Consider the following 23,156-nt stretch of genomic DNA (forward strand, 5'->3'; position numbering starts at 1 on the left):
GATTATGTTCAATTTTAATCGTTATAGGGATTAAGGTGGGCATTGCCCACCCTACTACTAACTAGCAGAAATTTTGAGGGTTGAGGGGTTACTTAAATCTCCATCTAAGGAGACATGGCGACCATTTGCTGCTAAATGACGAACAATTTTATAAACAGCTTCTACCGCTTGAGGTGATCCTGCTTTTTCGGCTAAAGTTGCCAAATCTAAAGGACTATTTGTTTCCTTAATAACAGTTTGTACCTGACTTTGTAAGTCTAAAATAGAAGCTGCCATTTTCTTACCTGCTTCTACTCCTGGTTGGTGATAAGCATTAACATTAACCAAAGATCCATAGAAACTAACAGCCCTTTCATAGAGGGCAATTAAAGCCCCAACGGTGCGGGGATTAACTTGAGGAATGGTAATAGTAATAGAATCACGATTATTTTCGTATAATGCCTGTCTTGTTCCTTGAATAAACCCTGATAAATAGTCACCCGAAGTAATACCTGGATCTAATTCTAAAGGAATTTTTCGGCCATCATCTAAGACTTCAATAAAGGTAGCAAAAAAGTTAGGCACTCCTTCTCTTAATTGTTGAACATAAGCGTGTTGATCTGTTGATCCTTTATTCCCATAAACTGCAATACCTTGATAAACCGTATTACCATCAAGATCTTTTTCTTTTCCTAAAGACTCCATAACTAACTGTTGTAAATAACGACTAAACAACAGCAAACTATCTTTATAGGGAAGGATGACCATATCTTTTTCACCTTTCCCATTTCCCGAATAATACCAAGCGAGTGCTAATAAAGCAGAAGGGTTTGTCTTAATATCTTTTACCCTGGTTGCTTGATCCATTTCTTTCGCACCTGCTAACATGGCTTGAATATCAATACCTTGTAAAGCTGCAGGTAATAAACCAACGGCCGACAGTTCTGATGTCCGTCCACCTACCCAATCTTGCATGGGAAACCTAGCTAACCAGTTAGTTGCTAACTGATCCATTTTACTCCCTGGCATTGTTACTGCAACTGCATGGGGTTCAAAAGCTAAACCTTTAACTTCGTAAGCGTGTTTAAGTTCTAACATCCCGTTACGAGTTTCGGGGGTTCCTCCTGACTTAGTGGTGATCACCACTAGGGTACTTTTCAGGCGATCGCCAATTTTAGTTAAGATACGATCAATGCCTTGGGGATCAGTATTATCGATAAAATGGATAGCCATGGGAGGAAAGGTATCAGTCAAAGCTTCAGCCACAAATTGAGGGCCTAAAGCTGAGCCACCGATACCAACCGACAGAACATCTGTAAATTTAGAAGCGGTGGGAGGTTTAATAGTTCCCTGATGGACTTTTTTAACAAATTCTGCGATCATTGTTAAAGGTTGGGTAATTTCGGCTTTTACGGCTTCATTAGGGGCTAATTCGGGGGCCCGTAACCAATAATGTCCTACCATTCTTCCTTCATCGGGATTAGCGATCGCCCCACTTTCTAAGGCTTCCATATCTTGAAAGGCTTTGTCAAATTTGGGTTTAAGATGGTTAACAAATTGATCATCAAAGCGCATCCGACTAATATCAAGATATAGTCCTAACCCTTCGTGATAATAAAGCCAGTCTTGGTAACGTTGCCAAAGTTGTAAGTTATTCATAGAAATTATGGAAAAAAAGTTGAACAGGTTTTGTCGAGAAGGTGTCTAGAAGTAAGATAGATTAGGGTTTAACTTCTCTTAACTTTTATAGATTAAGTCAACCTGCTACATAAAACTCTCAAAACACCTTATCTTACTGTTTGGAATTTTAAACTAATAGTCTTTGCACATTCGTTTTTCTTCTACTAATCATTAGAATATACAAGTTCAGGGGTTAAGACAATGCTACTGAGTATCATAACCCAAAGAAATTGTGCCAGGGGGTAAGGCTATTTCTGTACTAGCTCCAGAAGCGTCAAAACGCACCTTTAACTCTCCTTGCGGGGTAACTCCTGTGATGATACCTGTGACCCCGTTAACCACGACAGAACTGCCCATACTCTCTAATAATTGTACATAAGCGTATAATAAGCGATCGCTACCTTGGGATAAATAATAGTTGTATCCTTGAAACACTCCTGTTAAGATAATAGCCCCTAGTTGTTCGAGAGAGGCAATAGGAGGGACAGTATGGGGAGTCCAAAACGATTGTAAACTAATTCCGGTTGGGGGAACCTCATTAGACCAATTAATGCCAATACCTATGATACCCTGGTTGATACGGCCTTGATAAATACTGGTTTCACTTTTAATGCCCCCTAATTTACGGCCTTTAAGTATTAAATCATTAGGCCACTTTAATCCAACAGGAATATCATATTTCCTTAAGATTTGGGCTATACCCCAAGAACTCCATAAAGTTAAATGAGGCAGTTCTTGTACTGATAATGATAAGTCTAGGGCCATAGAAAGATAGAGTCCTCCGGGGGGAGAATACCAAGTACGTCCCCATTGCCCTTTTCCGGCAGTTTGTTGAGATGCGATCGCCACTAGGGGTGGTTTATGCCCTTGTTCTAGGAGTTGTCTCACAATAACATTAGTTGAAGCTATAGTATCAAAGACATAAACTGATGAGGGAGACAGGGGAAAATCATCAAACAAATTAGCTAATTCAATGATAAATTGTGCATAATTAAATCCCATAACTGTAGATTTCTGGTAGTTTCTATGATTAGCGATCGCCCAATTTCAACTGTGACTTGGCAATGGCAAGGATGGCAAGGTTTACCCTATTTAACTTGTACTTTGTTAAAAGATTGGCAACACGGTTTTTTTACTCAACCATTTTACCCTCGTACTCCTGAAAGTTTAACAGAAATTTTAGCTAAAGGGGCTATTACTTATCGAGTTAAACAAGTGCATGGAAACCGAGTTTTAACCCCATCAGAAATTGATTTAGAAAGACAAAATAAAGAGTTAACTGATGGTTTCTCCTGTGGTGATGCCATTATTACAAACCAGCAAAAACAGGCAATTTGGGTAGCTAGTGCTGATTGTACACCATTATTGATTGGGGATGTTGTTAAGGGTAATATTGCTGCTATTCATGCAGGATGGCGCGGTACTGCTCAAAAAATTGTTCCTCATGCGATCGCCAGATTTCAAGAATTAGGCAGTTCTTTAGAGAATTTACGGGTGGCTATGGGGCCTGCCATTAGTGGAGAAGTGTATCAGGTGACAGAAGCTGTAGGGGCAGAGGTGGGGTCTAGTTTGTTCAAAAAAGAAGAAATAGACAGTCCTAAAGCTATTTTAATGGAGTTACAAGAAATGTTTAACCCTCCTATCCTTCCTGATATAGAAGAGGGAAAAGTACGATTAGATGTACGAAGAATCAATCAATTACAGTTACAAAAGTTAGGCATTCAAGAAGAACAAATTGCGATCGCGCCTTATTGTACTTATCAATCACCATCTCATTTTTTTTCTTATCGACGTACAGGAGAAAAAAAGGTACAATGGTCAGGAATTGTTAATTAATAAAAATGCCCACAAATCTAATTTTGCGGGCTAAATCTTCGATTATTAGGAATAACAAAAAATTACTTAACGATGATCTTACCAATCATACCAGCACCACGATGGGGTTCACAGTAATAAGTATATTCGCCAGCATCGTTGAAGGTACTTTCAAAAGACTCTCCAGGGGCAAATACAAGTCCTTTGTGAGACAATATGGTATTTCCGTCAATCACAGCATTATGAGGGGCCAATTTGTTATTAATCCACTTCACTGTATCTCCGGCATTGATGGTCAGTTCTTTGGGTTGAAAACCTAATGCTCCTGCGTCAGTTCCCATTTTAACTTCATAGGTTTCTGCTGCCACTGGGTTGACTGCAACAAATAAGGTAGAGACAACTAGCGCGATCGCAGCAATGAGTAACCCTAATTTTCTTGACATTTGATTCATCCTGTGAATACTTTAATACAAAAGTTTTAGATAGTTTGCGTTCCTACTGATATTACTATAATGCTGAATAGGTAAGTTTGACAATATGTCTTTGGACAAAACTAATTTATTTTGCTAGGGATTCTCTAAAACCTTGTCTAACGTTTCGCCTTAAAAAGCGAGGTTTTAGACCCAATTATTTTGATCAATCATGAAAAATCCATAAAGAAGCGGGGAGTAGGGGTTCAGGTTAACCTTAAATATAGATGAATAAAGCTAACGGATTAAACAATTTCGATGGCCCACCCTCTATACGTTGCATTTATCTGGCATCAACACCAACCCCTTTATAAATCCCGTGAAGCTGTAGCCGATGCTATGGGACAATATCGTATGCCTTGGGCCAGATTACACGGGGTTAAAGATTATCTCGATTTAGTCCTGGTTTTAGAAGAATATCCTCAATTACACCAAACGGTCAATTTAGTTCCTTCCCTGATCTTACAATTGGAAGATTATGCACAAGGGAAAGGTATTGATCCTTATTTAGCCTTAACCCTGACTCCTGAAGAACAACTAGGCCATCAACAAAAACAGACGATTATTAAACACTTTTTTGATGCTCATCATCGCACTTTAATTGATCCTCATCCTCGTTATGCCCAACTGTATGAACAAAAACAGGAAAAGGGGATAAGATGGTGTTTAGAGAACTGGTCTAATCAAGATTATGGCGATCTACTTGCTTGGCATAATTTAGCTTGGATCGATCCGATCTTTCGAGAAAAAGATCCTGCTATTCAAGCTTGGTTCGACCAAGGAAAAGGGTTTACTTTAGGCGATCGCAAAAAAATCATTGCTAAACATAGGCAGATCATCAGTCAGATTATCCCCCAACATCGAAAGATGCAGGAGTCAGGTCAATTAGAGATAACGACCACGCCTTATACTCACCCGATTTTACCATTATTGGCGGATACTAACTCAGGAAGGGTAGCTATTCCTCAAATTGAATTACCTCAACGACGTTATCAGTGGCCTCAAGATATCCCTCGACATTTACGCAAAGCCAAGGAAATATACACTGATCGCTTTGGTATAGAACCCCGTGGTTTATGGTCTTCGGAACAGTCAGTTAGTCCTGCCATTTTACCTTATATTGCTCAAGCTAAGTTTAAATGGATGTGTTCGGATGAGGCAGTTTTAGGTTGGAGTCTCAAGCATTTCTTTCATCGCGATGAGACAGGAAATGTCTATGAACCGGAATTAATTTATCGTCCTTATCGTATAGAAACTCTCTATGGAGATATTTCTATTGTTTTTCGAGATCACCGTTTATCAGATTTAATTGGGTTTACTTATGGGGGAATGGATGTCCGTCATGCTGTTACTGATTTGATCGGACATTTAGACGCAATTTCTCGTTCTTTGGTGGAAAGAGAACCAGGAAACGAAACTACTCTGCAAAACCCTTGGTTAGTGACAATCGCTTTAGATGGAGAAAATTGTTGGGAATTTTATCAAGAAGATGGACTACCTTTCTTGCGAGAATTATATAAACGTTTAAGTCAGGATGAAGATATTAAACTGGTAACAGTTGGGGAATTTTTACAAGAATTTCCTGCCACTGAAACTATTGCGGCCGATCAGCTACATAGTGGATCTTGGGTTGATGGTAGCTTTAGCACTTGGATTGGTGATCCGGTAAAAAATAAGGCTTGGGATTTACTGACAGAAGCGAGAAAGACCTTAGCGAAACATCCTGAAGCGACGGAAGAAACTAACCCTAATGCTTGGGAAGCGTTATTTGCTGCTCAAGGATCAGACTGGTTTTGGTGGTTTGGGGAGGGTCATTCTTCTAATGATGATGCTTTGTTTGATGAGTTGTTCCGGGAGCATTTACGAGGGGTTTATCGCGCTCTCAATGAAGCTATACCGATTCAATTATATGAACCTTTAGAAGATCATGCCCAAAAAGCGGATCATGCTCCTGAAGGGTTTATTCAACCTGTAATTGATGGTTATGGAGATGAACAAGACTGGCATAATGCTGGACGTATTGAGGTGGGTGGGGCCATGGGAACCATGCACAAAGCTAGTGCAGTACAACGTCTTTATTATGGGTTAAATCATCTCAAGTTTTATCTTAGATTTGATTTTAAAATGGGAGTGGAACCCGGAAAAGATACCCCAAATGAGCTACATTTACTTTGGTATTATCCTGGAGCAAAGGTTTATACTAGTCCGGCCCCTTTGATTGATTTACCGGATCAAGCACCTTTAAATTATTATTTTCATCATCATGTTGGCATTAATTTATTAACACAATCAGTTTGGTTACAACAAGCGTGGAATAATCATGAATGGCATCCAAAAAACAGTCGGGTGGAAGTGGCTTTTAATCAATGTTTAGAGTTAGCTATTCCTTGGGCTGATTTACATCGGGAACCGGATGCTTGGTTACATTTAGTGGCTATCTTTGCTGATCATGGTAAGTTTAGGAGTTATTTGCCAGAAAATCGTTTTATTGAATTACAAATTCCCTAAGTTATGATATTTAAAAATTGGAAAGAACACAATTTTAAACCGGAAGATCTTAAAAAGTTTCCCTGTAAAGATTTAGAAATTATCAATCAATTATGGAAGGAAAAAAATCCGCAGCAACCAGTATTAGTAGAACCTAATGGAAGCGGAATCTATTATTGGATGACTGTAAATATAGTACAGATTCCAACGGAAAATATACCTCAGAATCAATCAAAACCATTTGTCAATGGGATAACAGATATTATAATAAATTGGGACTTTTAAGCTTTAGAGTCTATGATGAAGATAATGGAGCTTGGCTAATCATTACTTCCAGTTTAATACTACCTCAATCATACTTATTACCCAACGGCGAAATTGTTCCCTTAGAATGGATGTTTTAACTATGGAAAAACCAACAGAACTTCAACAACAACAGTCTAAAAGAATTAGCGAAATTACAGCTAGAGGAAGACAGCGTTATTTAGAAGCAGGAGGAGACCCAAAACAAAGAAATTTCACAACTGGGATAAAATAAACCCAGTCCCTAATAAACAGAAAATTCCCCCAATACCCGCTAAAGGTTGCTGTCTAAACCCAATTATCCAATCTAACCCTTTACCTGTATAAGAGATTAACTCCGCAGCATCTAACGCAGCTAACCCTAATATCCAACCCGCATGGAGTCCCCACGCTAACCCAATACTACCACCATCAACTAATCTAGCACCTACTAACACCATCCCCATTAACCATAATCCAGGTATTTGAGGTAGGGTGTCTTCTCGTTCCCATAATAAGTGTACTAAAGAAAATATGCCACTAGAAATAACCGCCGCAACCTCTAGAGTATAATCTTTCTGTAATACATTAAAAAAGACCCCACGAAAAATCAATTCTTCCGTTATACCTACCCATAAACCTAAACCTAATAAGGGCAAAAATATCTTGCCTAAACGGGGTAGGTTTTCTCGATGCCAGTTTAACCAGCCAAACACCCCTTCTAAAGCAAAAATAACCCCTATTCCCCCTATTCCCATTACTATCCCTATCAATAATGATAAGAATAGAGTAGGTTGCCAAGACAGTCCGTAATCTGATAAATATGTTCTGTCTAATCTGAGGGTTAACCACAATACAAATGGAGTGGTTAAGTATAATGATAGCACTAAAGGTAACTTTTGACTGCCACTTAGGGATTGAAAGGGTCGCCATTTGATTCTTTTGCCTAAGAGAACCCCTAAAGGTAGCCAGATGATGATCCAAGTTAATAAGAAAAGACCGATTTTGATCCCCGCAGGAAACTCAACCAGACTATTAAGCCAATGGTCTTTTGACGATAATAACATTTTTCCCCAACTTTCCTGATTTGCTCATGCTTGCTGACCTTTTTTAGTCTAACAAATGCTAGAATAGGGGCAGATTATCCAGCAATTCTCCTCTGAGGATAACCCATTTTGACAGCTAGATACCGCCCCGGAAATTTTCAGGAGAGATGGGGTAAGATGGGGAAATTTAAACCCGCACTAGACTCCATCAATTAGGCTAATTTCACCGAATTAGTGAGTCTTCCTAAAGGATTGTAACGGGTCTATTTTTCCCTTTTAGTGGTTGAGTTTATGCTGCTTCTTCATCATCTTCGGCATCAATATCAACCTGTTTGAGATGGATGTGTTTGTAACCTAATTTAATTTCAAACTCATCTCCTGGTTTCAATCCCATCTGCTCAGTATAGGTGGAACCGATGACAATTTGACCATTCTTGTGGACGCTCACACGAAAAGTAGGTTCTCGGCCACGACCATCTTTAGAGGTTCCGGGTTCGAGAGGAACTCCTTTCGCGCCTAGAACTGCATCATAAAAGTCCGTCAAATTGACACGAGTTTGACCTTCTTTTGTTATGGTATAAAAACCACAGCGTTTTGCTGTTTCTCGGCGGGGTAAGTGGGATAGCTCTTTTACTTTTTGAAGTAGGGCTTTTCCTGATAAAGGATTGGTATTTAGTTCACTCATGATACTGTCAATGTTCCTTGATTTTATGTCAACTGTTGTTTAATTTCAGTCTTCGCTATTTATCCTATCAAAAATATAGCATTAAATTCATAACTAGAGCAAAAATTTTTCAAGAATTATAAAGCCAAGAAGGGAGGGGTTTTTTGGGGCAAAAATAATGCCGTCTGATAGGTTGCCCAATAATTTCACCTCCAATAACCCACTTTATTTGAGTCGCTCAGTCTAAAAAGAAGTCCTCTAAACTAAGGGTTGACAAGGCTAAAATGCTTATAAAAAGAGAGTTTACACTAATCCACCTGTCGAAAGAGATCCCTAATAACTCCAATCTATAGAATGTATTAAGAGATCAGTAGCTCAAGGTTGGGTTGAGGTGTCTTAAACTTATAAAAGATCTGATACTCCTAGCTTTAACCTAATTTAGCCTCATTGCTCTTATGCAAGTTGTCTTGAAAATTCTGCGACAAAAGTCCAATCAGTCCCCGTATTTACAGAGTTATACCTTAGAGGTAGAGCCAGGCAATACTATATTAGACTGTCTTAATCGGATTAAATGGGAACAAGATGGTAGTCTGGCCTTCCGCAAAAATTGCCGTAATACTATCTGTGGCAGTTGTAGTATGAAAATCAATGGCCGTTCTGCCCTAGCGTGTAAAGAAAATATTGGTCATGAACTACAACAGTTTCCTGCATCTAGTCAAAACAACCCTCCAGAAATTACCATTGCCCCTCTAGGAAATTTACCAGTTATTAAAGATTTAGTGGTAGATATGTCACCTTTTTGGGATAAATTACAACAAGTAGATCCTTATGTGAGTACCCAAGGACGGGCCATTCCTGAAAGAGAATTTTTGCAAAGCCCCGAAGAGCGATCGCGTTTAGATCAAACGGGCAATTGTATTATGTGCGGAGCTTGTTATTCTGAATGTAATGCCCTGACGGTCAATCCTGATTTTGTGGGCCCCCACGCTTTAGCTAAAGCGCAACGGATGGTAGAAGATTCGCGCGATACCCAGAAGGAAGCTCGTTTAGAAGTCTATAGTCAAGGGACTCAAGGAGTTTGGGGTTGTACCAGATGTTATTTTTGTAATGTAGTTTGTCCGATGGAAGTGGCCCCTATGGATCAAATTACCCAAATTAAACAGCAAATTTTAGAACGCAAAGATGGTCAAGATAGTCGTGCTATTCGTCATCGCAAAGTCTTGGTAGAATTAGTTAAAGAAGGGGGTTGGGTAGACGAGCGTAAATTTGGGTTATTCGTGGTGGGAAATTATTTCCGAGATTTACAAGGGTTATTAAGTTTAGTTCCTTTGGGATTAAATATGTTAGTTAAAGGTAAATTTCCCCTATCATTTGAAGCTTCCGAAGGTACTCAAGAAGTGCGATCGCTCATTGAAGCTATACAAGATCAGCAAACTGTAAAAGACTGATATCAATAATTATGACTCGATTTCATCAAATTCGTATCCATCATCGTCAAACGGGAAAACATTACACTTTAGAAGTTCCTGACGATAACTACATTCTTCATAGTGCAGAAGATCAAGGTTATGATTTACCTTTTTCCTGTCGCAATGGAGCTTGTACTACCTGTGCCGTGAGGGTCTTATCGGGAGATATCTATCAACCAGAAGCGGTGGGACTTTCTCCCGAATTAAAAGATAAAGGTTATGCTTTATTGTGTGTCAGCTATGCTCAGTCTGATTTAGAAGTAGAAACTCAAGATGAAGATGAGGTCTATGAACTACAATTTGGGCGATATTTTGGTAGAGGAAAAGTTAAATTTGGCTTACCCTTAGATGATGATTAAATTCACCGTTAATCATGAGCTAGAAACCTGTACCACAAATTAATAGAGGTAAATATGTTGACACAGAGCATAGTCAAACCTAATTTAACCATTCCTCCTTTAGAAAATGGTGATAAATTAACTCGCTTTGAATTTGAACGCCGTTATGAACAAATGCCTTATATTAAAAAAGCAGAATTAATCGAAGGAATTGTTTATATGGGTTCTCCCTTACGAATTAATCAACATGGAAATCCTCATATTCATATTGCCACTTGGCTAGGGATTTATGAAGCACTGACTTTTGGAGTTCAAGCTGGTGATAATTGTACAGTAATATTAGACAGTGATAATGAACCTCAACCTGATGCTTTACTAAGAATAAAAAAAGGAGGACAATCTATAATTAATGAAAAAGGTTATGTAGAAGGTACGCCAGAATTAATTGTAGAAATTGCGGCAAGTACGGCTTCTATTGACTTAAATGATAAAATGAAAGCCTATCGTCGTAACCAAGTCCAAGAATATTTAGTCTGGCGAGTATATGATGGTGAGTTTGATTGGTTTAGATTAAAAGAAGGGATATATACTAAACTAGAACCAGATGAAAATGGAATTATAAAAAGTGAGGTTTATGTAGGATTATGGTTAGATATTAATTCTTTATTAACGGGAAATTTAGCCAAAGTTTTGGAAGTTTTACAAAAAGGGATTGGGACAGAAGAACATAAAAATTTTGTTAAAAGAATGTCAAATTAACTCTAAACTTAACTAATAACTGATAACTTTTATGGAACAAACCACCCTTAACGAACGAGAGATTTTTCTAGATATTGCTACCGAAGCAGTCATGAGTGCTGGAGTCATTTTACAAGATCTCTTAGGTCAACTAGAAAAGATTGAAGAAAAAGGCAGACCCGGAGATTTAGTCACGGAAGCGGATAAAAAAGCAGAAACCGCTATTTTAGAAGTTTTAGGTCGTCGCGTTCCCCATCATCGCATTTTAGCTGAAGAATCAGGAAAATTAGGGGCAATCGAAAGTGATTATTTATGGGCCATTGATCCCTTAGATGGAACAACAAATTATGCTCATAGTTACCCCATGTCTGCCGTTTCTGTGGGATTATTATTAGGAGGTGTTTCTTTAGTCGGGGCAGTATATAATCCCTTTCGTCGGGAATTATTCCGAGGAGCCAGGGGATTGGGTGCTACTCTTAATTATCGCCCGATTCGCGTGTCTAAAACCACTGAATTAAGCAAAAGCTTACTGGTAACGGGATTTGCTTATGATCGACGAGAGACAAAAGATACTAATTATCCCGAATTTTGTTATCTAACCCATCTGACTCAGGGTGTACGTCGTAGTGGTTCAGCTTCCTTAGATTTAACCGATGTCGCTTGTGGACGGTTAGATGGTTACTGGGAACGGGGGTTAAGTCCTTGGGATATTGCCGCCGGAATTGTTATTTTAGAGGAAGCTGGGGGGAAAATTACCGCTTATGATGAAAGTCCTTTAAGTATTGAGTCAGGTCGTCTTTTAGCCACTAATGGAATTATTCACCATCAGGTTAGTCAAGAGTTAAATGAGGCCTTACCTTGGCTCAAAAGCTTCTATAAATAACGTAAAAATGTTATAATATTACCAGTGAATCTCTAAATTGTCTAGATTTCTCATTGTTACCTTTCCCTGTAAAAATACATAGTCGATGGGTTATTTAACAAAAATCATAATCCACTTATGTTGCGTAATTTAGTTTAGCCAATGTTCAAAAAATTATTTCCCATTTCCAGACAAACGTTACAGCTAATATTTTTAGCTAACCGATATAATTAAAGGTGGGTTGGCAGTTTATGTCGTCTTTTCCAATCCAACAAGGACTATTTAAGTACGATTTGGCCGATCATTTTGCTATTTTAGGGGTTCCCCTAGATGCTGAACCTCGGCAAATTCGTCAACGATATCTAAAAATAGCCTATCGTCTTCATCCTGATACCTGTAAAGCTACAACAGAACGGGAGAAACAACGGGCCAGTAAAATTTTATCAAAATTAGTCAATCCTGCCTACGAAACCCTATCTAAAGAGCGTTCCCGCACAGAATATCTATTAGTCTTGTCTCAAATGGGGCAAAATTTAGCTCTCGAATTAAGTAGTATGACTTTAGCGTCCGAAGAAGCGCAGAAACTCACTCGGTCTGTTCATAATATCGATTTGATGTATCATAAGCTGATGTTACCCTTAATGAGTGAGCAATACAAAGATTTAGATGCTCTATTTCCTAAAATTGCTCAAATTAGCGAATTAAATTTAGTCTATTTAATGTTAAAACAGGGAACACAAGTTAAACCAAAACCCCAACCTAAAAAAATCACCCCTCCTCCACAACCCCCTAAACCATCCCCAGAAACTCCGCCTGTTTCTCCTGTGGCCACTGCTTTACGGCGAGCGCAAGAATATCTCGATCGCAATAATATCTCCCAAGCAATTACAGAATTACGAGAAGCTCTCAAAACAGAACCTAATAACGGGACTTGTCATGGGTTGTTAGGATTAGCTTATTTGCGAGAAAATCAAGTAACTATGGCTAAAGTTCATATTAACAAAGCTCGCAAAGTTAGTCCTCAAGATCCCATTGTGATTAATGCCAAAGAAGCTTTAGATAGACTTGCTCCCGATAAGAGCAAACCCAAAGATCAAGACAAAGGAGGGGGATTATTTGGTTCTCTATTCGGTAAAAAAAAGTAGGTTGGGTTGAGGAACGAAACCCAACAAACCCGAATTCTAATACATCAAAACGCCCTAATAACTGTTTACTATTTTTATGATTCATCAAGCACCCGCAGGGGCCAGAGATTTACTCCCCCTAGAAGTTGTTCAAAAAGCCTGGATCAATGATCGTCTACAAGATGTCTTTGGCCAATGGGGTTATCAACGCATTGTCACTTCTACTATTGAATGGTTAGATACTCTCATGGCCGGGGGTGCTATTGAACCTTCTACAGTCATTCAACTTCAGGATAACTCTTCTGGACAATTAGGCTTAAGACCTGAATTAACTGCCTCTATCGCCCGTGCTGCGGTGACTCGTATGGCTGATAATAGTCATCCCCAACGTCTTTGTTATCGGGCTAATGTCTTTCGTAATCCGCCTATGGGCTATCATGGCAAACAATTAGAATTTTATCAGGCCGGGGTAGAATTATTGTTTGTGGGGGGCGTTTTAGCTGATGCAGAAATTCTCTTATTAGCTGCTCAATGTCTTCAACAGTTAGGCTTTCCTCAGTGGCATTTAATGGTTGGAGAGGCCGGTTTAACGCGATCGCTACTTTCAGTATTTCCAGACCCTTTAAGGGAACAGGTGCGAGACTGTTTAGCTCAACTTGATTATGTTAGTTTAGAAAATTTAGATTATCATTCTACAGATTTACAACAAAGGGCTAAATTACTGTTTAATTTACGGGGAAATCCGGCGGATGTACTAGAAAAAGTGATGGGTTTAGAGCTAGATGAGAGGGGACAACAAAGTTTAACTAATCTTAAATCTCTGGTAGACCTGATTAATGAAAGTTCTGGGACTCCTTTACCCTTGACCTTAGATTTGAGTTTGATTCAAACCTTTGATTATTATACGGGAATTGTGTTTAAGGTAATTGGTCAAACGGATAACCAACTGCGGGTTTTAGGGCAAGGAGGACGTTACGACCAATTATTAGGGGTTTATCATCCTCAAGGAAAATCTGCCCCTGGTATTGGCTTTTCTCTCAATTTGGAGGAATTACACGCTGGTTTGTTGAAGACCTCAATATTACCCCAAACTCCCCCTATTATTGATTGGTTAGTGATTCCTCGAACTCCCCAAGCTCAAGGGTCGGCCTTACGTCATGCTCAAACCCTAAGAAATACTCCCAACCAAGGACGGGTAGAAATTGACTTAGGGGGACGCTCATCAACAGAAATCCATGATTATGCCCTTGAGTGTTCGATTAAAAATTTAGCTTGGGTTGACCATGACGAAACAGTTGTTATTGAAAATTTATTTTAAAGATGGGGATGGTTGTTTATTTTTTAGATAAGGGGACACGGGAGCAGGAGCGGAACGACTAGACTTAATTTCTACTTGATTAGGGACAAACAAAAAGGTCTTTTCCCCAATCCAAAATGTCTGTCCGTCAATGGCACAAGTTCCCCCTGCCATCCAGTCTACCACTCGCTGAGCTTGCTCTGCGTTTAAACGGTCTAAGACCAAAATTACTGTCTTGCGTTGTTGTAACAGTTGAAGGGCCTGGCCCGTTTCTTCTACTGTTTTGACTATTTTCACAACAACTTCAGCTTGAGAGAATTCCTGAACAGACCAATCGAGTCGGGATGTGTTTTGCATTATCTGGTGTTTTAATCGTATGTATTAGTAAAAACTGTCATAAAATTAAACGAATTCAGTAAAATTATTCTCTAAAATAACTGAATTTTCGGGTTTATATTGTATTATTAATAACATTTTCTGAATCATTCAATCCCTTCTCCTTGAGATAAAATATTAGGAAAAACGGCTCAGAGACAGATTTATAGGCAAATATAGACAATAAAATTATCATCAAATATCTCCATATTTCTTACTATATAAAAAGTGTATGTAAAACCAAAGGAAGATTTATTTGATTGATCTTACTCTTAAATTTTTATTGGTGTCATTCTTTGAGATCTCATCATTGTTAGAGAAAAAATATACTCTAAAAGACCTCTTGTGAAGTCTAACACAATTATTCAGGCAAGATCATTAAGACAATCTAAAGCTTTGAGCATTTTGACTTAATTCTATTGATCTAATTTTTTTTGCCAACTCGCGATCGCTTGTTGTGCTTGGTCATAAGAGATAGTATTATGAGGCACTAAGCGAGCGGTTTTAATGGCTAAAGAGAATTGTCCTTGAGTCCCCCTGATCTTAGCTAAATTATAAATCCGTTGACTCCACTGTTGAATAAATTGTTGCGCGATGTCATAATCTAGTTCCCCTGGATTAATATGACGAAGGGTGGTAATTGCTCGATTGTAGGAAGAAGCCTTGCTGTGGTCGAATTAACCCAAGTGCTGCATCAATCAAAACTTGATTATATTGCTTTTGTTGGCTAAGTTTTTGCCAATTTTGCAGGTATTTTTGAGCTAACAAATAAAGAGTTTTTTGTTCTTGAGGTACTAATTGAGCAGCGATAATCGCTCCCTCAAAATCTCCTTTCATTGCTCGTCCTTGGGCAATTTCTAAAATAGCTTCACTCCACCGGATAATACTGGTTTGCGCTTCATTATAAAAAGGAGTATCAGGATAAATTTGACGAGCAAGGGCAATGCTTTGACTAAAACGGGATGCTTGATGAATACTTAAGGTAATTTTAGCCTTATTTAAAATCTCTCTATTTTTCTGACTTTCTTCCTTACCATTCCAGAAATTTGAGTTATTAAAAAGTAGAAAGAATGACCCAAATAATCCCATTAATAAAACAATTCCTCCCCCTAAAAAGAACCCTTTTCGTTTAGGAGATGATGGGGTGATGGAGTGGGGTGATGGGGTGGGGTGATGGGGTGATGGGGTGATGGGGTGATGGGATGATGGGGTGATGGGATGATGATGTGAGGAAACAGCAGCAACTTTCGGTTGAGGTAAAGGGGGTAAAGTCAGGGTAGGAAGGGTGACTAATGGTTTATTGACAACAGGTCTTGAACGTTGTTTAACTGGTACTGGGGGGGAAGGGATGAGGGGTTGACGACTGGTTTGAGGAGTCGGTGTAATGACTACCAGTTTATGGGAAGATTTGACCCCAAGCAATCTTTCCTGGAGATAAGCTTCTAATGCGCTTAAGGTGAGATGATGACCATAGTAGCGTAGAGCTTCTAATAGGGCTGTAGTAAATTTAACCCCTTGAGAGGAATTTTGATAGGGTTCACGGTATAAAATCAGTTTAATTCCTCTCTTTTGGGCAAAATCAAGGATTTGTTCCCCTAATCTACTATCTCCCACTATAGGGTAAAGATCGAGGACAATGATTAGTTGTTGTATACTACGTTGTAATCTTTCTAAAAGCGATCGCAGATGTATTCCGGTTTCAGCAATAGCTTGGAGTTGACCATCAATAGGCATTAAATAGTCTTGTCCTTGATAATTAATACCATACCCTTGAAAGAAAAACCAACCCATTTTGACAGGAATTGATCCATTATTGATCCATTGTCGAATATTCTCTTGATTGGGATAAGTAGAATTTTTCCCAGGAGAAGGAGAAGTATCCGTTAATAATTGTAATTGATGAGAGGGAATGTGAGCGTCTTCAAAAAAATAGCGATAGATAGCTTGAGCATTGGTTTCAGAACTTTTTAAGGGGGGACAATGAAGATAATAATCAATACCGATAACTATAGCTCGAAAATTTTCCATTCCTGCTGTTTACTGTTCAATGATTCTGCTGTTTAATACCTAGAGACTCAGTAAACACAGTTCCCGTTCCCAGTTATATAGAGGTTAGAAGAAATCGACGATTAAGGGGTTGAATAGGACGAGCATTTAATGGAAAAATTTGTCGAAATTGATTAATTTGTGCTGAAGAAATTTCAATGGGTTCTTGAAAAACTACCCAATTAACAATTTCTGAACAAGGAGGGGTAGTTAAAGAGCCAAAATAACGATAACTATTACTATTAGTGGGTAAAAGTTCCGTCATAGATAAGGCAACTTCTTTGATAATTTTCTCAGAACTTTTATGATTTGGCATTGCTTTCCAAATTGGTTCTAGGATCTTATTTTCTGCTCCTTCTTTGAGAAAAACTCCGACAACAGCTAATAACCCTTGCTCATTTTTGTGAACAAAATGTATTTCCATCGGATATTTTTCTCCGGTTATAGTATGTTCACTAGGATGGTGAAAATGAAACTGTAATAATTCAAATTTTGTCTGATCGAGAATCAGATAATTACCCGGATTACTATTAACTTGAATGGTATGACCATTATTGATTAGTCGCAAGGGAATATTCTGATAAGAAATCTCAATTGGTTGCAGTTCAGACTTAATAGCTGATCTTAAGTCAATGGGAGATTGTTCATTACCGATTTTACAAGCTGCATAGTCTTGAGCAAGATCACCCCAATGTTCCGAATTATTATAGCCCCATTCTGCATGTTTTTCTCCAGCAATTGCTGCCATTAAAGAGGGATAGCTTAGGCTGAATGTTGTTGCTGCTAATCCAATAGGAATAGATGTGATTAGAGTCCGTCGTTTCATTTTGAGCCTCTATTGATTTTTTCCCAAATACTATTATTTTCATAATACCATATAATTTTTTATCTTTTAAATTGTTTATTTATAGATGGAATATTAAACTTTTGTTTCCCTTAAGTTATAAAAATTAATCTTGAATCCTTAACTCTCAGGTATCTCTCAACAAGATTTCATTTTTAAGTGATTTAATATAAAGAGGAGTGATAATTGAGGAATATTTTAAATATGCAACCCTTAAATCGTTATTTAATCTCTTTATCTGTCTTTATCTTACTATCTGGCTGTAGGGTCACTACTATTTCATCTTCTGGAAATAATTCATCAGTCGTTGCTAGTTCTGTTTCAGTTAGTAATGATACATTTAATTATAATAATTATGCTATAATCCTAAAAACGTATGTTAATAACCAAGGATTAATTAACTACAGAAGATTACAAAGTAATCGCCATTTATTAGATCAGTTTAATCAATCAATTGGAGAAGTTTCATTAAGTAACTACGAATCTTGGAATGAGTCAGAAAAACTGGCTTTTCTCATTAATGCTTATAATGCTTTTACGTTACAATCCATTATTGATCAAACTCCGATAAAAAGTAGTATTCGAGATATTCCTGGAGTTTGGAAGTTGCGTAAATTTAAAATTGCTGGACAAGAAAAAACTCTCGATAATATTGAACATGATACCATCCGCAAAGAGTTTAATGAACCTCGAATTCACGTGGCTTTAGTGTGTGCTGCTAAAAGTTGTCCTATTCTACACAATGAACCTTATACCTCTGAAAAACTTGATCAACAATTACATAATCAAGTGGAAAAATTTATTAAGAGTTCTCAGGGTTTCCGCATAGATAAAGAGCAAGGTAAGGTTTATTTATCGTCTATTTTTGAATGGTATGGGGATGATTGGAAAGCTAATTATGCTGCTAAAGAGGGATTTACCGGAAGTGAAACAGAACGGGCTGTTTTAAACTTTTTAAGTAATTATTTACCTATAGACAATCAAGTTTATTTACGTCAAGGAAACTACAGAATTGATTATCTAAACTATGATTGGTCATTAAATAAACAATAAAATATATGGAAAATATTAAGGATAATCATTAGATGTCTTTTTATTGTAAAATAGAATAAAGGCTTCCGATAAAGGATAACTTTAGCTCAAATTTTGTCAAGCATTATGGACAGTTCTAATTCAATTTACAAAAAAATCAAAAAAGCCTTGACTAATGGCTCTATTTTACCAAAGTATAAGGCGACTTGGATTTTATTAGGAATTGTAGGATTTTTTTCTGCGATCGCTTTAGCTTGGTTATTAGGTGAAAAAAATATAGTTGAACTTTTTAATCAATTAAATATTTGGCAAGAACAGCCACTTTTGGGAATAGAAGTACCTATTAATAATCCTTTTTCTTTATATTTCCCCACACTAATCTTTTTTATTATTACTCAAGTGGTAATGAAATTATCTCCTCAACCTAAATATTGGTCACGAGGAGTGATTATTTTGATTTTATTAGGATTAATAATTCGTTATTTTTTATGGCGAACGCTGTCTACATTAAATCTATCTAACCCGGTGGATGGTATCTTTAGCTTAGGTTTATTTTTGCTAGAATTAGTAGTAATTATCAGCAGCATAATTCAATTAGTTTTAAGGCTAAATATAAAAGAAAGACGACGAGAAGCAGATCTCTATAGTCAAGCAGTTATTGAGGGAAGTTATCATCCTTCTGTTGATATTTTCATTCCCACTTATAACGAACATTATTTTATTTTAAAACGAACGGTAATCGGTTGTCAAGCTTTAAATTATGCCAATAAAGAAATTTATATTTTAGATGATACAAGACGAACTGAGATCAAACAATTAGCCGAAGAATTAGGATGTTATTATATTAACCGTCCAGATAATTTAGATGCTAAAGCGGGTAACATAAATCATGCTATTGCTCAAACTCAAGGAGATTTAATTGCGGTATTTGATGCTGATTTTATTCCAACTAATAATTTTCTTGAGCGAACAGTTGGTTTTTTTCAAAAGAAGAAAATTGCTTTAATTCAAACTCCACAAAGCTTTTATAATTCTGATCCTATTACTCGTAATTTAGGATTAGATAATATTGTTAATGCAGAAGAAGAAGTTTTTTATCGTCAAACAGAATTAGTCAACGATGCGGCAGGATGTGTAGTTTGTTGTGGGACATCTTTTGTGGTTAGACGAAGTTTATTAGAGGAAGTTGGAGGGTTTGTTACTGAGTCCATTTCTGAGGATTATTTAACAGGAATTCGTCTATCAGCAAGAGGATATGAGGTAATTTATCTTAATGAAAAATTGAGTGCTGGTTTAGCAGCAGAAAGTATTTCATCTTATATTGCTCAAAGATTACGTTGGGGTAGAGGAACTCTACAAGCTTTATTTATTAAGGAAAATCCTTTTACTATTGCTGGGTTAAATTTCAGACAAAGATTAGCTAATTTTCAGGGTATAATTTTTTGGTTAAATGTAATTCATCGATCTATTTTTTTAGTAATTCCTTTTCTTTATTATTCTTGTGGTATTATCTTTTTTAAAGCTTCAAGTTCTGAAATTATTTATCTATTTTTACCTTTGTGTATAACCCAAATTTCTGTATCAAGGTGGTTGAGTTCATATGCTCATTCTTGGTTCTTTTCTGAAATATATAGTTTAGTAAGTTGTGTTCCAGTTGCTATAAATAGTCTCAAAGTTATGCTTAACCCTTTTGAAACAAAATTTACGGTAACTCCTAAAGGTATTTCTCGCGAAAGATACATTTATCATTGGAAATTAGCTTTTCCTTTAATCTTTCTTTTTGTCATTAACTTGATAAGTTTATTCTTCAATTTAAAAGAGGCATTAACTGAGATTACTGGAATTAATTTAGGTTTATATTGGAGTACCTATAATTTAATAATTATAGGAGTTGCTTTATGTGCTTTTTTGGATAAACCACAACCCCAATTATCTGAAAGTTTTCCCATTAAGAAAAAAGTTAAGTTAATTAATTCAACTCAAACCTTAGAAGGAGAAACGATAGAGATTTCAGAACAGACTGCAATTGTTAAATTACCGAATAATGTATCTTTAGATGGTGTTATTTTATTAGACATAGATAGGTTAAGATTAAAGAGTCAAATCATTGAGCAAAAAATAGTTAATCATGAAATAGAGATAAAGGTTCAATTTTTAAATTTAAATTTATCTCAAGAAAGACAACTTATTAATCTCTTATATTGTCAACCTGGTAGATGGAAATTCAAAGAGTTACAGAAGAATCCAGGAGAATTATATTCCTTGTGGTTAATGTTAAAAATAGTTTTGAGGAGAAAGATGGTTGTATAAAACCCACACCAAGAAAAAAGGTGTGGGCTATGGTTTTCCAAGAGAAATACTTAACCGACTTTGCTAAGTACGTCTTGTATCAGACTCATATAAGGGCTTTGAGAGAGGAGATAGGCGAAAAACGCACCACCACAACCACCAATGAAGAAACCATTGGCAAACTCTCCCCAACCTTCAGAAGTACCTAAATCTTCTGGCACATCAGGAGTGGTCAAAGTTGTTGTAGGTGCGCTCACACCAACAAATGCATACATTGATACAGCAATGGTTAAAATAGCGACTAATGCAACCGAAGCTAAGAGTCCGGCGGTACTTGCGTATTCGCTGTTACGTAAGGGGCCTAAAAGGGCAAAAGGGCCATAGAGGAAATAACCATGAGTCATGCCGACTTCTAAACCACGACGATTAGGGGATAAACCTTTACGGTAAGCAGGGAGATTTCTGATGAAAGTGAGAGTAAACCCTGAAGAATTAACAGGAGTGGCTAAGTTGCCAATTTGAGGATCTCCCCCATGTCCAATAATGTCCATTGTGATGAATTTCAAATGTGGTGATACTGTATTTACCCCCATGATAAAACTTTTCAAGTGTAGAGAATGGATAGGGGTACTGTTTCTAATCCGGCTTTTTTGTAATCACTCATCAATTTTTGAAAACCATCCCATTCTCAGTAGATCACAAAGTCAGTTTCAGAGAGGCGATTGCGACAAAACCGTGTTTTCATTAATAAGTTTTAGTTATGTATTCGGAGAAGGAAGTCTCGAAGAATTATCTAAGGGAATATAGACCTCTTTTACTGTTTCAAAAATTTGTTCAACGGCTTGGCGTAAAAAGGATAACATCTGTTTTAAAGGAAACTTATCTCGGTAAATTAATCTTCCTCCACATCGAGGTTGGCTGATTCGTCTCCAGAGAAAATTGACCCAAATATTGACAAGAAGAAAAGAAATTCCCACAAATAGAAGTCGCAAAACAGGTTTTTTAGTAGTAGTTCTAATGCGACAGACATTTTTAAGTCGGTAGCTACTTTCAATACCAAAACGTTGACGGTAGCTCTCTCGAATATAGGATAAACTGGTTTTGACTTTATGAACGACATACACTAAATATTCTATGCCATTTTTTCCTCTTTTCCCTTTTTTATATCGACAAACTATCCAAAGCTCAAAGGTGACTGATTTGCCTTTCTGACTGGACATAGTATGATGAGTTTTATAGCTTTTTTTTCCTTTGAGAAATTGATTTATTCCCCCCGTTTTTCCTCTTTTAATGGCTGGCATAATAAAAGGAATATCTAAAGCAATTAACCAACTAATCACAGCTATACTGAAAAACTCTCGATCTAAATAAATTTTTTGAATTTTAATGTTTAGGTCAGATAACTCAGCTAATAAATAAGTGATAATGGCTGCTTTCGTATCTGCCCATCTTACTCCTCTAATAGCTAAAGTCACTCTTTTTCCATTTTTGATAACATAGAGAGTAGCGTAAGCATAAAAAGAACAAGTCCCATCTTTAGCTTGGCTTCGATAAATATAAGGAAGTTCTTCTTCTGTTGGTTCCCCATAATATGGAATTAAATTTATATCTAAAGCTAAGGTCTGGTTTTTCTTTTTTAAACCTTTGGGTATCTGACTTTTTAAGGCCAGATTCATTTCAGCCTCTAATTGTTTGAAATCCTTAATTTTATTCAGATGATATCTAATATTATTACTTGAAGGGACATTCTTTAATTCTTTGGATGTTTGTTCTATCGTGGCTCCACAACTTGCTGCTCTAACCAAAATTTGAAATAATGATTCAATATCAAAGGCTCCTTTTGTCTCTAGAGAAATATGACTTGATAAACAGTTAATTGTGTTTTCTAAAGTTTCTTGAGAAGTTAAAGCTAATTTAGTGAGTAAGTCTGTCAATTTTGTCTTACATTTTGTTGTTAAGGTCAGCTTTCTATTATATAAGATAAAATTATGGTTTGGCGAGTTTTTTGGGCTGTTTTAACTTAAATTGGCGTTGCTTTGCACTCGCGTAGCGAGACCGCCACCTTTAAAAATCCGTCTCTGAAACTGACTTTGCGATCTACTGATTCTTGCCTATTACGAATAACGATGCACCCGGCCGAACCTGGGGCATTTGCATCAAAATGAACCCCAAACTCTCCCTTAGAAATTCCCTCGATGTTGACCGAATTGGGTAAAATGTGGTAAAAATTCCCTTCTATGCCCTTTGTTTGAGAAGGAAAATCAACCTTTAACAAACTAATTTATTCAGGAACCAAGGAGCTATTCCTTCATATTGGCG

At 37.1% G+C, this 23,156-nt stretch carries 22 protein-coding genes; 12 read left to right on the forward strand and 10 right to left on the reverse strand.

Annotation, left to right across the window (positions count from 1 at the left end; translation table 11 throughout):
* Window positions 1-57: 57 nt before the first annotated feature.
* On the reverse strand, window positions 58-1,638 hold the full coding sequence (locus AsFPU1_RS18560) for a glucose-6-phosphate isomerase (protein ID WP_124978622.1): 1,581 nt from the start codon (window positions 1,636-1,638) through the stop codon (window positions 58-60).
* A gap of 225 nt (window positions 1,639-1,863) precedes the next feature.
* Entirely contained in the window at window positions 1,864-2,661 is a 798-nt protein-coding gene (locus AsFPU1_RS18565; RefSeq protein ID WP_124978621.1) for a biotin--[acetyl-CoA-carboxylase] ligase, read from the reverse strand.
* Between the two features lie 24 nt (window positions 2,662-2,685).
* On the opposite strand from AsFPU1_RS18565, the gene pgeF reads away from it, so the two are divergent.
* The gene (gene pgeF / locus AsFPU1_RS18570) at window positions 2,686-3,495 is read left to right on the forward strand and encodes a peptidoglycan editing factor PgeF (RefSeq protein WP_124978620.1); all 810 of its coding nucleotides are present in this window, start codon (window positions 2,686-2,688) and stop codon (window positions 3,493-3,495) included.
* Window positions 3,496-3,557: 62 nt separating this feature from the next.
* Here pgeF and petE read toward each other — a convergent pair whose 3' ends face one another.
* The gene (petE, locus tag AsFPU1_RS18575) at window positions 3,558-3,917 is read right to left on the reverse strand and encodes a plastocyanin (protein WP_124978619.1); all 360 of its coding nucleotides are present in this window, start codon (window positions 3,915-3,917) and stop codon (window positions 3,558-3,560) included.
* A 285-nt stretch (window positions 3,918-4,202) separates the two neighbouring features.
* On the opposite strand from petE, the gene AsFPU1_RS18580 reads away from it, so the two are divergent.
* The 3 genes from AsFPU1_RS18580 to AsFPU1_RS23355 all read left to right on the forward strand — a co-directional run bounded on the left by AsFPU1_RS18580 (window position 4,203) and on the right by AsFPU1_RS23355 (window position 6,969).
* Complete coding sequence (locus AsFPU1_RS18580) at window positions 4,203-6,452, forward strand: glycoside hydrolase (protein ID WP_124978618.1); 2,250 nt, start codon at window positions 4,203-4,205, stop codon at window positions 6,450-6,452.
* A gap of 155 nt (window positions 6,453-6,607) precedes the next feature.
* The gene (locus tag AsFPU1_RS23195; RefSeq protein WP_124978617.1) at window positions 6,608-6,835 is read left to right on the forward strand and encodes a hypothetical protein; all 228 of its coding nucleotides are present in this window, start codon (window positions 6,608-6,610) and stop codon (window positions 6,833-6,835) included.
* 2 nt (window positions 6,836-6,837) lie between these two features.
* Complete coding sequence (locus AsFPU1_RS23355) at window positions 6,838-6,969, forward strand: hypothetical protein (protein ID WP_265415813.1); 132 nt, start codon at window positions 6,838-6,840, stop codon at window positions 6,967-6,969.
* Here the strand turns inward: AsFPU1_RS23355 and AsFPU1_RS18590 are convergent.
* Window positions 6,950-7,780, reverse strand: coding sequence for a CPBP family intramembrane glutamic endopeptidase (locus AsFPU1_RS18590; RefSeq protein WP_124978616.1), 831 nt, complete (start codon window positions 7,778-7,780; stop codon window positions 6,950-6,952). The genes AsFPU1_RS23355 and AsFPU1_RS18590 overlap by 20 nt on opposite strands.
* A 268-nt stretch (window positions 7,781-8,048) precedes the next feature.
* A complete protein-coding gene (locus AsFPU1_RS18595) occupies window positions 8,049-8,444 on the reverse strand; it encodes an AbrB family transcriptional regulator (RefSeq protein ID WP_124978615.1) in 396 nt (131 codons plus the stop codon).
* A gap of 434 nt (window positions 8,445-8,878) precedes the next feature.
* Here AsFPU1_RS18595 and AsFPU1_RS18600 point away from each other — a divergent pair, with 434 nt between their 5' ends.
* The 6 genes from AsFPU1_RS18600 (at window position 8,879) to AsFPU1_RS18625 (ending at window position 14,272) form a co-directional block, all read left to right on the forward strand.
* Entirely contained in the window at window positions 8,879-9,871 is a 993-nt protein-coding gene (locus AsFPU1_RS18600; RefSeq protein ID WP_124978614.1) for a succinate dehydrogenase/fumarate reductase iron-sulfur subunit, read from the forward strand.
* A gap of 11 nt (window positions 9,872-9,882) precedes the next feature.
* Complete coding sequence (locus AsFPU1_RS18605) at window positions 9,883-10,251, forward strand: 2Fe-2S iron-sulfur cluster-binding protein (RefSeq protein WP_124978613.1); 369 nt, start codon at window positions 9,883-9,885, stop codon at window positions 10,249-10,251.
* A 54-nt stretch (window positions 10,252-10,305) separates the two neighbouring features.
* Window positions 10,306-10,989, forward strand: a complete 684-nt coding sequence (locus tag AsFPU1_RS18610; RefSeq protein WP_172957597.1) for a Uma2 family endonuclease — start codon at window positions 10,306-10,308, stop codon at window positions 10,987-10,989.
* Between the two features lie 31 nt (window positions 10,990-11,020).
* Window positions 11,021-11,851, forward strand: a complete 831-nt coding sequence (locus AsFPU1_RS18615) for an inositol monophosphatase family protein (protein WP_124978612.1) — start codon at window positions 11,021-11,023, stop codon at window positions 11,849-11,851.
* Between the two features lie 230 nt (window positions 11,852-12,081).
* Window positions 12,082-12,975 carry a J domain-containing protein gene (locus tag AsFPU1_RS18620; protein WP_124978611.1) on the forward strand — a complete coding sequence of 298 codons (894 nt, stop codon included), beginning with the start codon at window positions 12,082-12,084 and terminating at the stop codon, window positions 12,973-12,975.
* A 76-nt stretch (window positions 12,976-13,051) separates the two neighbouring features.
* Entirely contained in the window at window positions 13,052-14,272 is a 1,221-nt protein-coding gene (locus AsFPU1_RS18625; protein ID WP_124978610.1) for an ATP phosphoribosyltransferase regulatory subunit, read from the forward strand.
* Here AsFPU1_RS18625 and AsFPU1_RS18630 read toward each other — a convergent pair.
* From AsFPU1_RS18630 to AsFPU1_RS18640, 3 genes are all read right to left on the reverse strand, one after another.
* The gene (locus tag AsFPU1_RS18630; protein WP_124978609.1) at window positions 14,264-14,608 is read right to left on the reverse strand and encodes a cell division protein SepF; all 345 of its coding nucleotides are present in this window, start codon (window positions 14,606-14,608) and stop codon (window positions 14,264-14,266) included. The two genes, AsFPU1_RS18625 and AsFPU1_RS18630, sit on opposite strands and share 9 nt — an antisense overlap.
* A gap of 636 nt (window positions 14,609-15,244) precedes the next feature.
* On the reverse strand, window positions 15,245-16,654 hold the full coding sequence (locus AsFPU1_RS18635; protein ID WP_125061167.1) for a caspase family protein: 1,410 nt from the start codon (window positions 16,652-16,654) through the stop codon (window positions 15,245-15,247).
* A gap of 73 nt (window positions 16,655-16,727) precedes the next feature.
* Window positions 16,728-17,498 carry a carbonic anhydrase gene (locus AsFPU1_RS18640; protein WP_124978607.1) on the reverse strand — a complete coding sequence of 257 codons (771 nt, stop codon included), beginning with the start codon at window positions 17,496-17,498 and terminating at the stop codon, window positions 16,728-16,730.
* A 222-nt stretch (window positions 17,499-17,720) separates the two neighbouring features.
* On the opposite strand from AsFPU1_RS18640, the gene AsFPU1_RS18645 reads away from it, so the two are divergent.
* Window positions 17,721-18,569, forward strand: a complete 849-nt coding sequence (locus AsFPU1_RS18645; protein ID WP_124978606.1) for a DUF547 domain-containing protein — start codon at window positions 17,721-17,723, stop codon at window positions 18,567-18,569.
* Window positions 18,570-18,674: 105 nt separating this feature from the next.
* Window positions 18,675-20,858: a glycosyltransferase gene (locus AsFPU1_RS18650; RefSeq protein WP_124978605.1), complete on the forward strand. Its 2,184-nt coding sequence runs from the start codon at window positions 18,675-18,677 to the stop codon at window positions 20,856-20,858.
* A gap of 50 nt (window positions 20,859-20,908) precedes the next feature.
* Here the strand turns inward: AsFPU1_RS18650 and AsFPU1_RS18655 are convergent, their stop codons facing one another.
* Both AsFPU1_RS18655 and AsFPU1_RS18660 read right to left on the reverse strand, forming a co-directional pair.
* Window positions 20,909-21,388: a photosystem I reaction center subunit XI gene (locus AsFPU1_RS18655; RefSeq protein WP_124978604.1), complete on the reverse strand. Its 480-nt coding sequence runs from the start codon at window positions 21,386-21,388 to the stop codon at window positions 20,909-20,911.
* 207 nt (window positions 21,389-21,595) lie between these two features.
* The gene (locus AsFPU1_RS18660) at window positions 21,596-22,771 is read right to left on the reverse strand and encodes an ISH3 family transposase (protein WP_227873682.1); all 1,176 of its coding nucleotides are present in this window, start codon (window positions 22,769-22,771) and stop codon (window positions 21,596-21,598) included.
* Window positions 22,772-23,156: the final 385 nt, after the last annotated feature.

The sequence above is a fragment of the Aphanothece sacrum FPU1 genome (genome assembly GCF_003864295.1).
GTDB lineage: Bacteria > Cyanobacteriota > Cyanobacteriia > Cyanobacteriales > Microcystaceae > Aphanothece_B > Aphanothece_B sacrum.

Excerpts from the sequence above, each read along its gene's own strand:
- AsFPU1_RS18655 (WP_124978604.1), bottom strand. The coding sequence starts at position 21,388 with ATGGACATTATTGGACATGGGGGAGATCCTCAAATTGGCAACTTAGCC.
- AsFPU1_RS18640 (WP_124978607.1), bottom strand. The coding sequence starts at position 17,498 with ATGAAACGACGGACTCTAATCACATCTATTCCTATTGGATTAGCAGCA.
- AsFPU1_RS18625 (WP_124978610.1), top strand. The coding sequence starts at position 13,052 with ATGATTCATCAAGCACCCGCAGGGGCCAGAGATTTACTCCCCCTAGAA.
- AsFPU1_RS18610 (WP_172957597.1), top strand. The coding sequence starts at position 10,306 with ATGTTGACACAGAGCATAGTCAAACCTAATTTAACCATTCCTCCTTTA.
- AsFPU1_RS18560 (WP_124978622.1), bottom strand. The coding sequence starts at position 1,638 with ATGAATAACTTACAACTTTGGCAACGTTACCAAGACTGGCTTTATTAT.
- AsFPU1_RS23355 (WP_265415813.1), top strand. The coding sequence starts at position 6,838 with ATGGAAAAACCAACAGAACTTCAACAACAACAGTCTAAAAGAATTAGC.
- petE (WP_124978619.1), bottom strand. The coding sequence starts at position 3,917 with ATGTCAAGAAAATTAGGGTTACTCATTGCTGCGATCGCGCTAGTTGTC.
- AsFPU1_RS18615 (WP_124978612.1), top strand. The coding sequence starts at position 11,021 with ATGGAACAAACCACCCTTAACGAACGAGAGATTTTTCTAGATATTGCT.
- pgeF (WP_124978620.1), top strand. The coding sequence starts at position 2,686 with ATGATTAGCGATCGCCCAATTTCAACTGTGACTTGGCAATGGCAAGGA.
- AsFPU1_RS18600 (WP_124978614.1), top strand. The coding sequence starts at position 8,879 with ATGCAAGTTGTCTTGAAAATTCTGCGACAAAAGTCCAATCAGTCCCCG.
- AsFPU1_RS18630 (WP_124978609.1), bottom strand. The coding sequence starts at position 14,608 with ATGCAAAACACATCCCGACTCGATTGGTCTGTTCAGGAATTCTCTCAA.
- AsFPU1_RS18620 (WP_124978611.1), top strand. The coding sequence starts at position 12,082 with ATGTCGTCTTTTCCAATCCAACAAGGACTATTTAAGTACGATTTGGCC.
- AsFPU1_RS18565 (WP_124978621.1), bottom strand. The coding sequence starts at position 2,661 with ATGGGATTTAATTATGCACAATTTATCATTGAATTAGCTAATTTGTTT.
- AsFPU1_RS18595 (WP_124978615.1), bottom strand. The coding sequence starts at position 8,444 with ATGAGTGAACTAAATACCAATCCTTTATCAGGAAAAGCCCTACTTCAA.
- AsFPU1_RS18580 (WP_124978618.1), top strand. The coding sequence starts at position 4,203 with ATGGCCCACCCTCTATACGTTGCATTTATCTGGCATCAACACCAACCC.
- AsFPU1_RS18650 (WP_124978605.1), top strand. The coding sequence starts at position 18,675 with ATGGACAGTTCTAATTCAATTTACAAAAAAATCAAAAAAGCCTTGACT.
- AsFPU1_RS18605 (WP_124978613.1), top strand. The coding sequence starts at position 9,883 with ATGACTCGATTTCATCAAATTCGTATCCATCATCGTCAAACGGGAAAA.
- AsFPU1_RS18635 (WP_125061167.1), bottom strand. The coding sequence starts at position 16,654 with ATGGAAAATTTTCGAGCTATAGTTATCGGTATTGATTATTATCTTCAT.
- AsFPU1_RS18590 (WP_124978616.1), bottom strand. The coding sequence starts at position 7,780 with ATGTTATTATCGTCAAAAGACCATTGGCTTAATAGTCTGGTTGAGTTT.
- AsFPU1_RS18645 (WP_124978606.1), top strand. The coding sequence starts at position 17,721 with ATGCAACCCTTAAATCGTTATTTAATCTCTTTATCTGTCTTTATCTTA.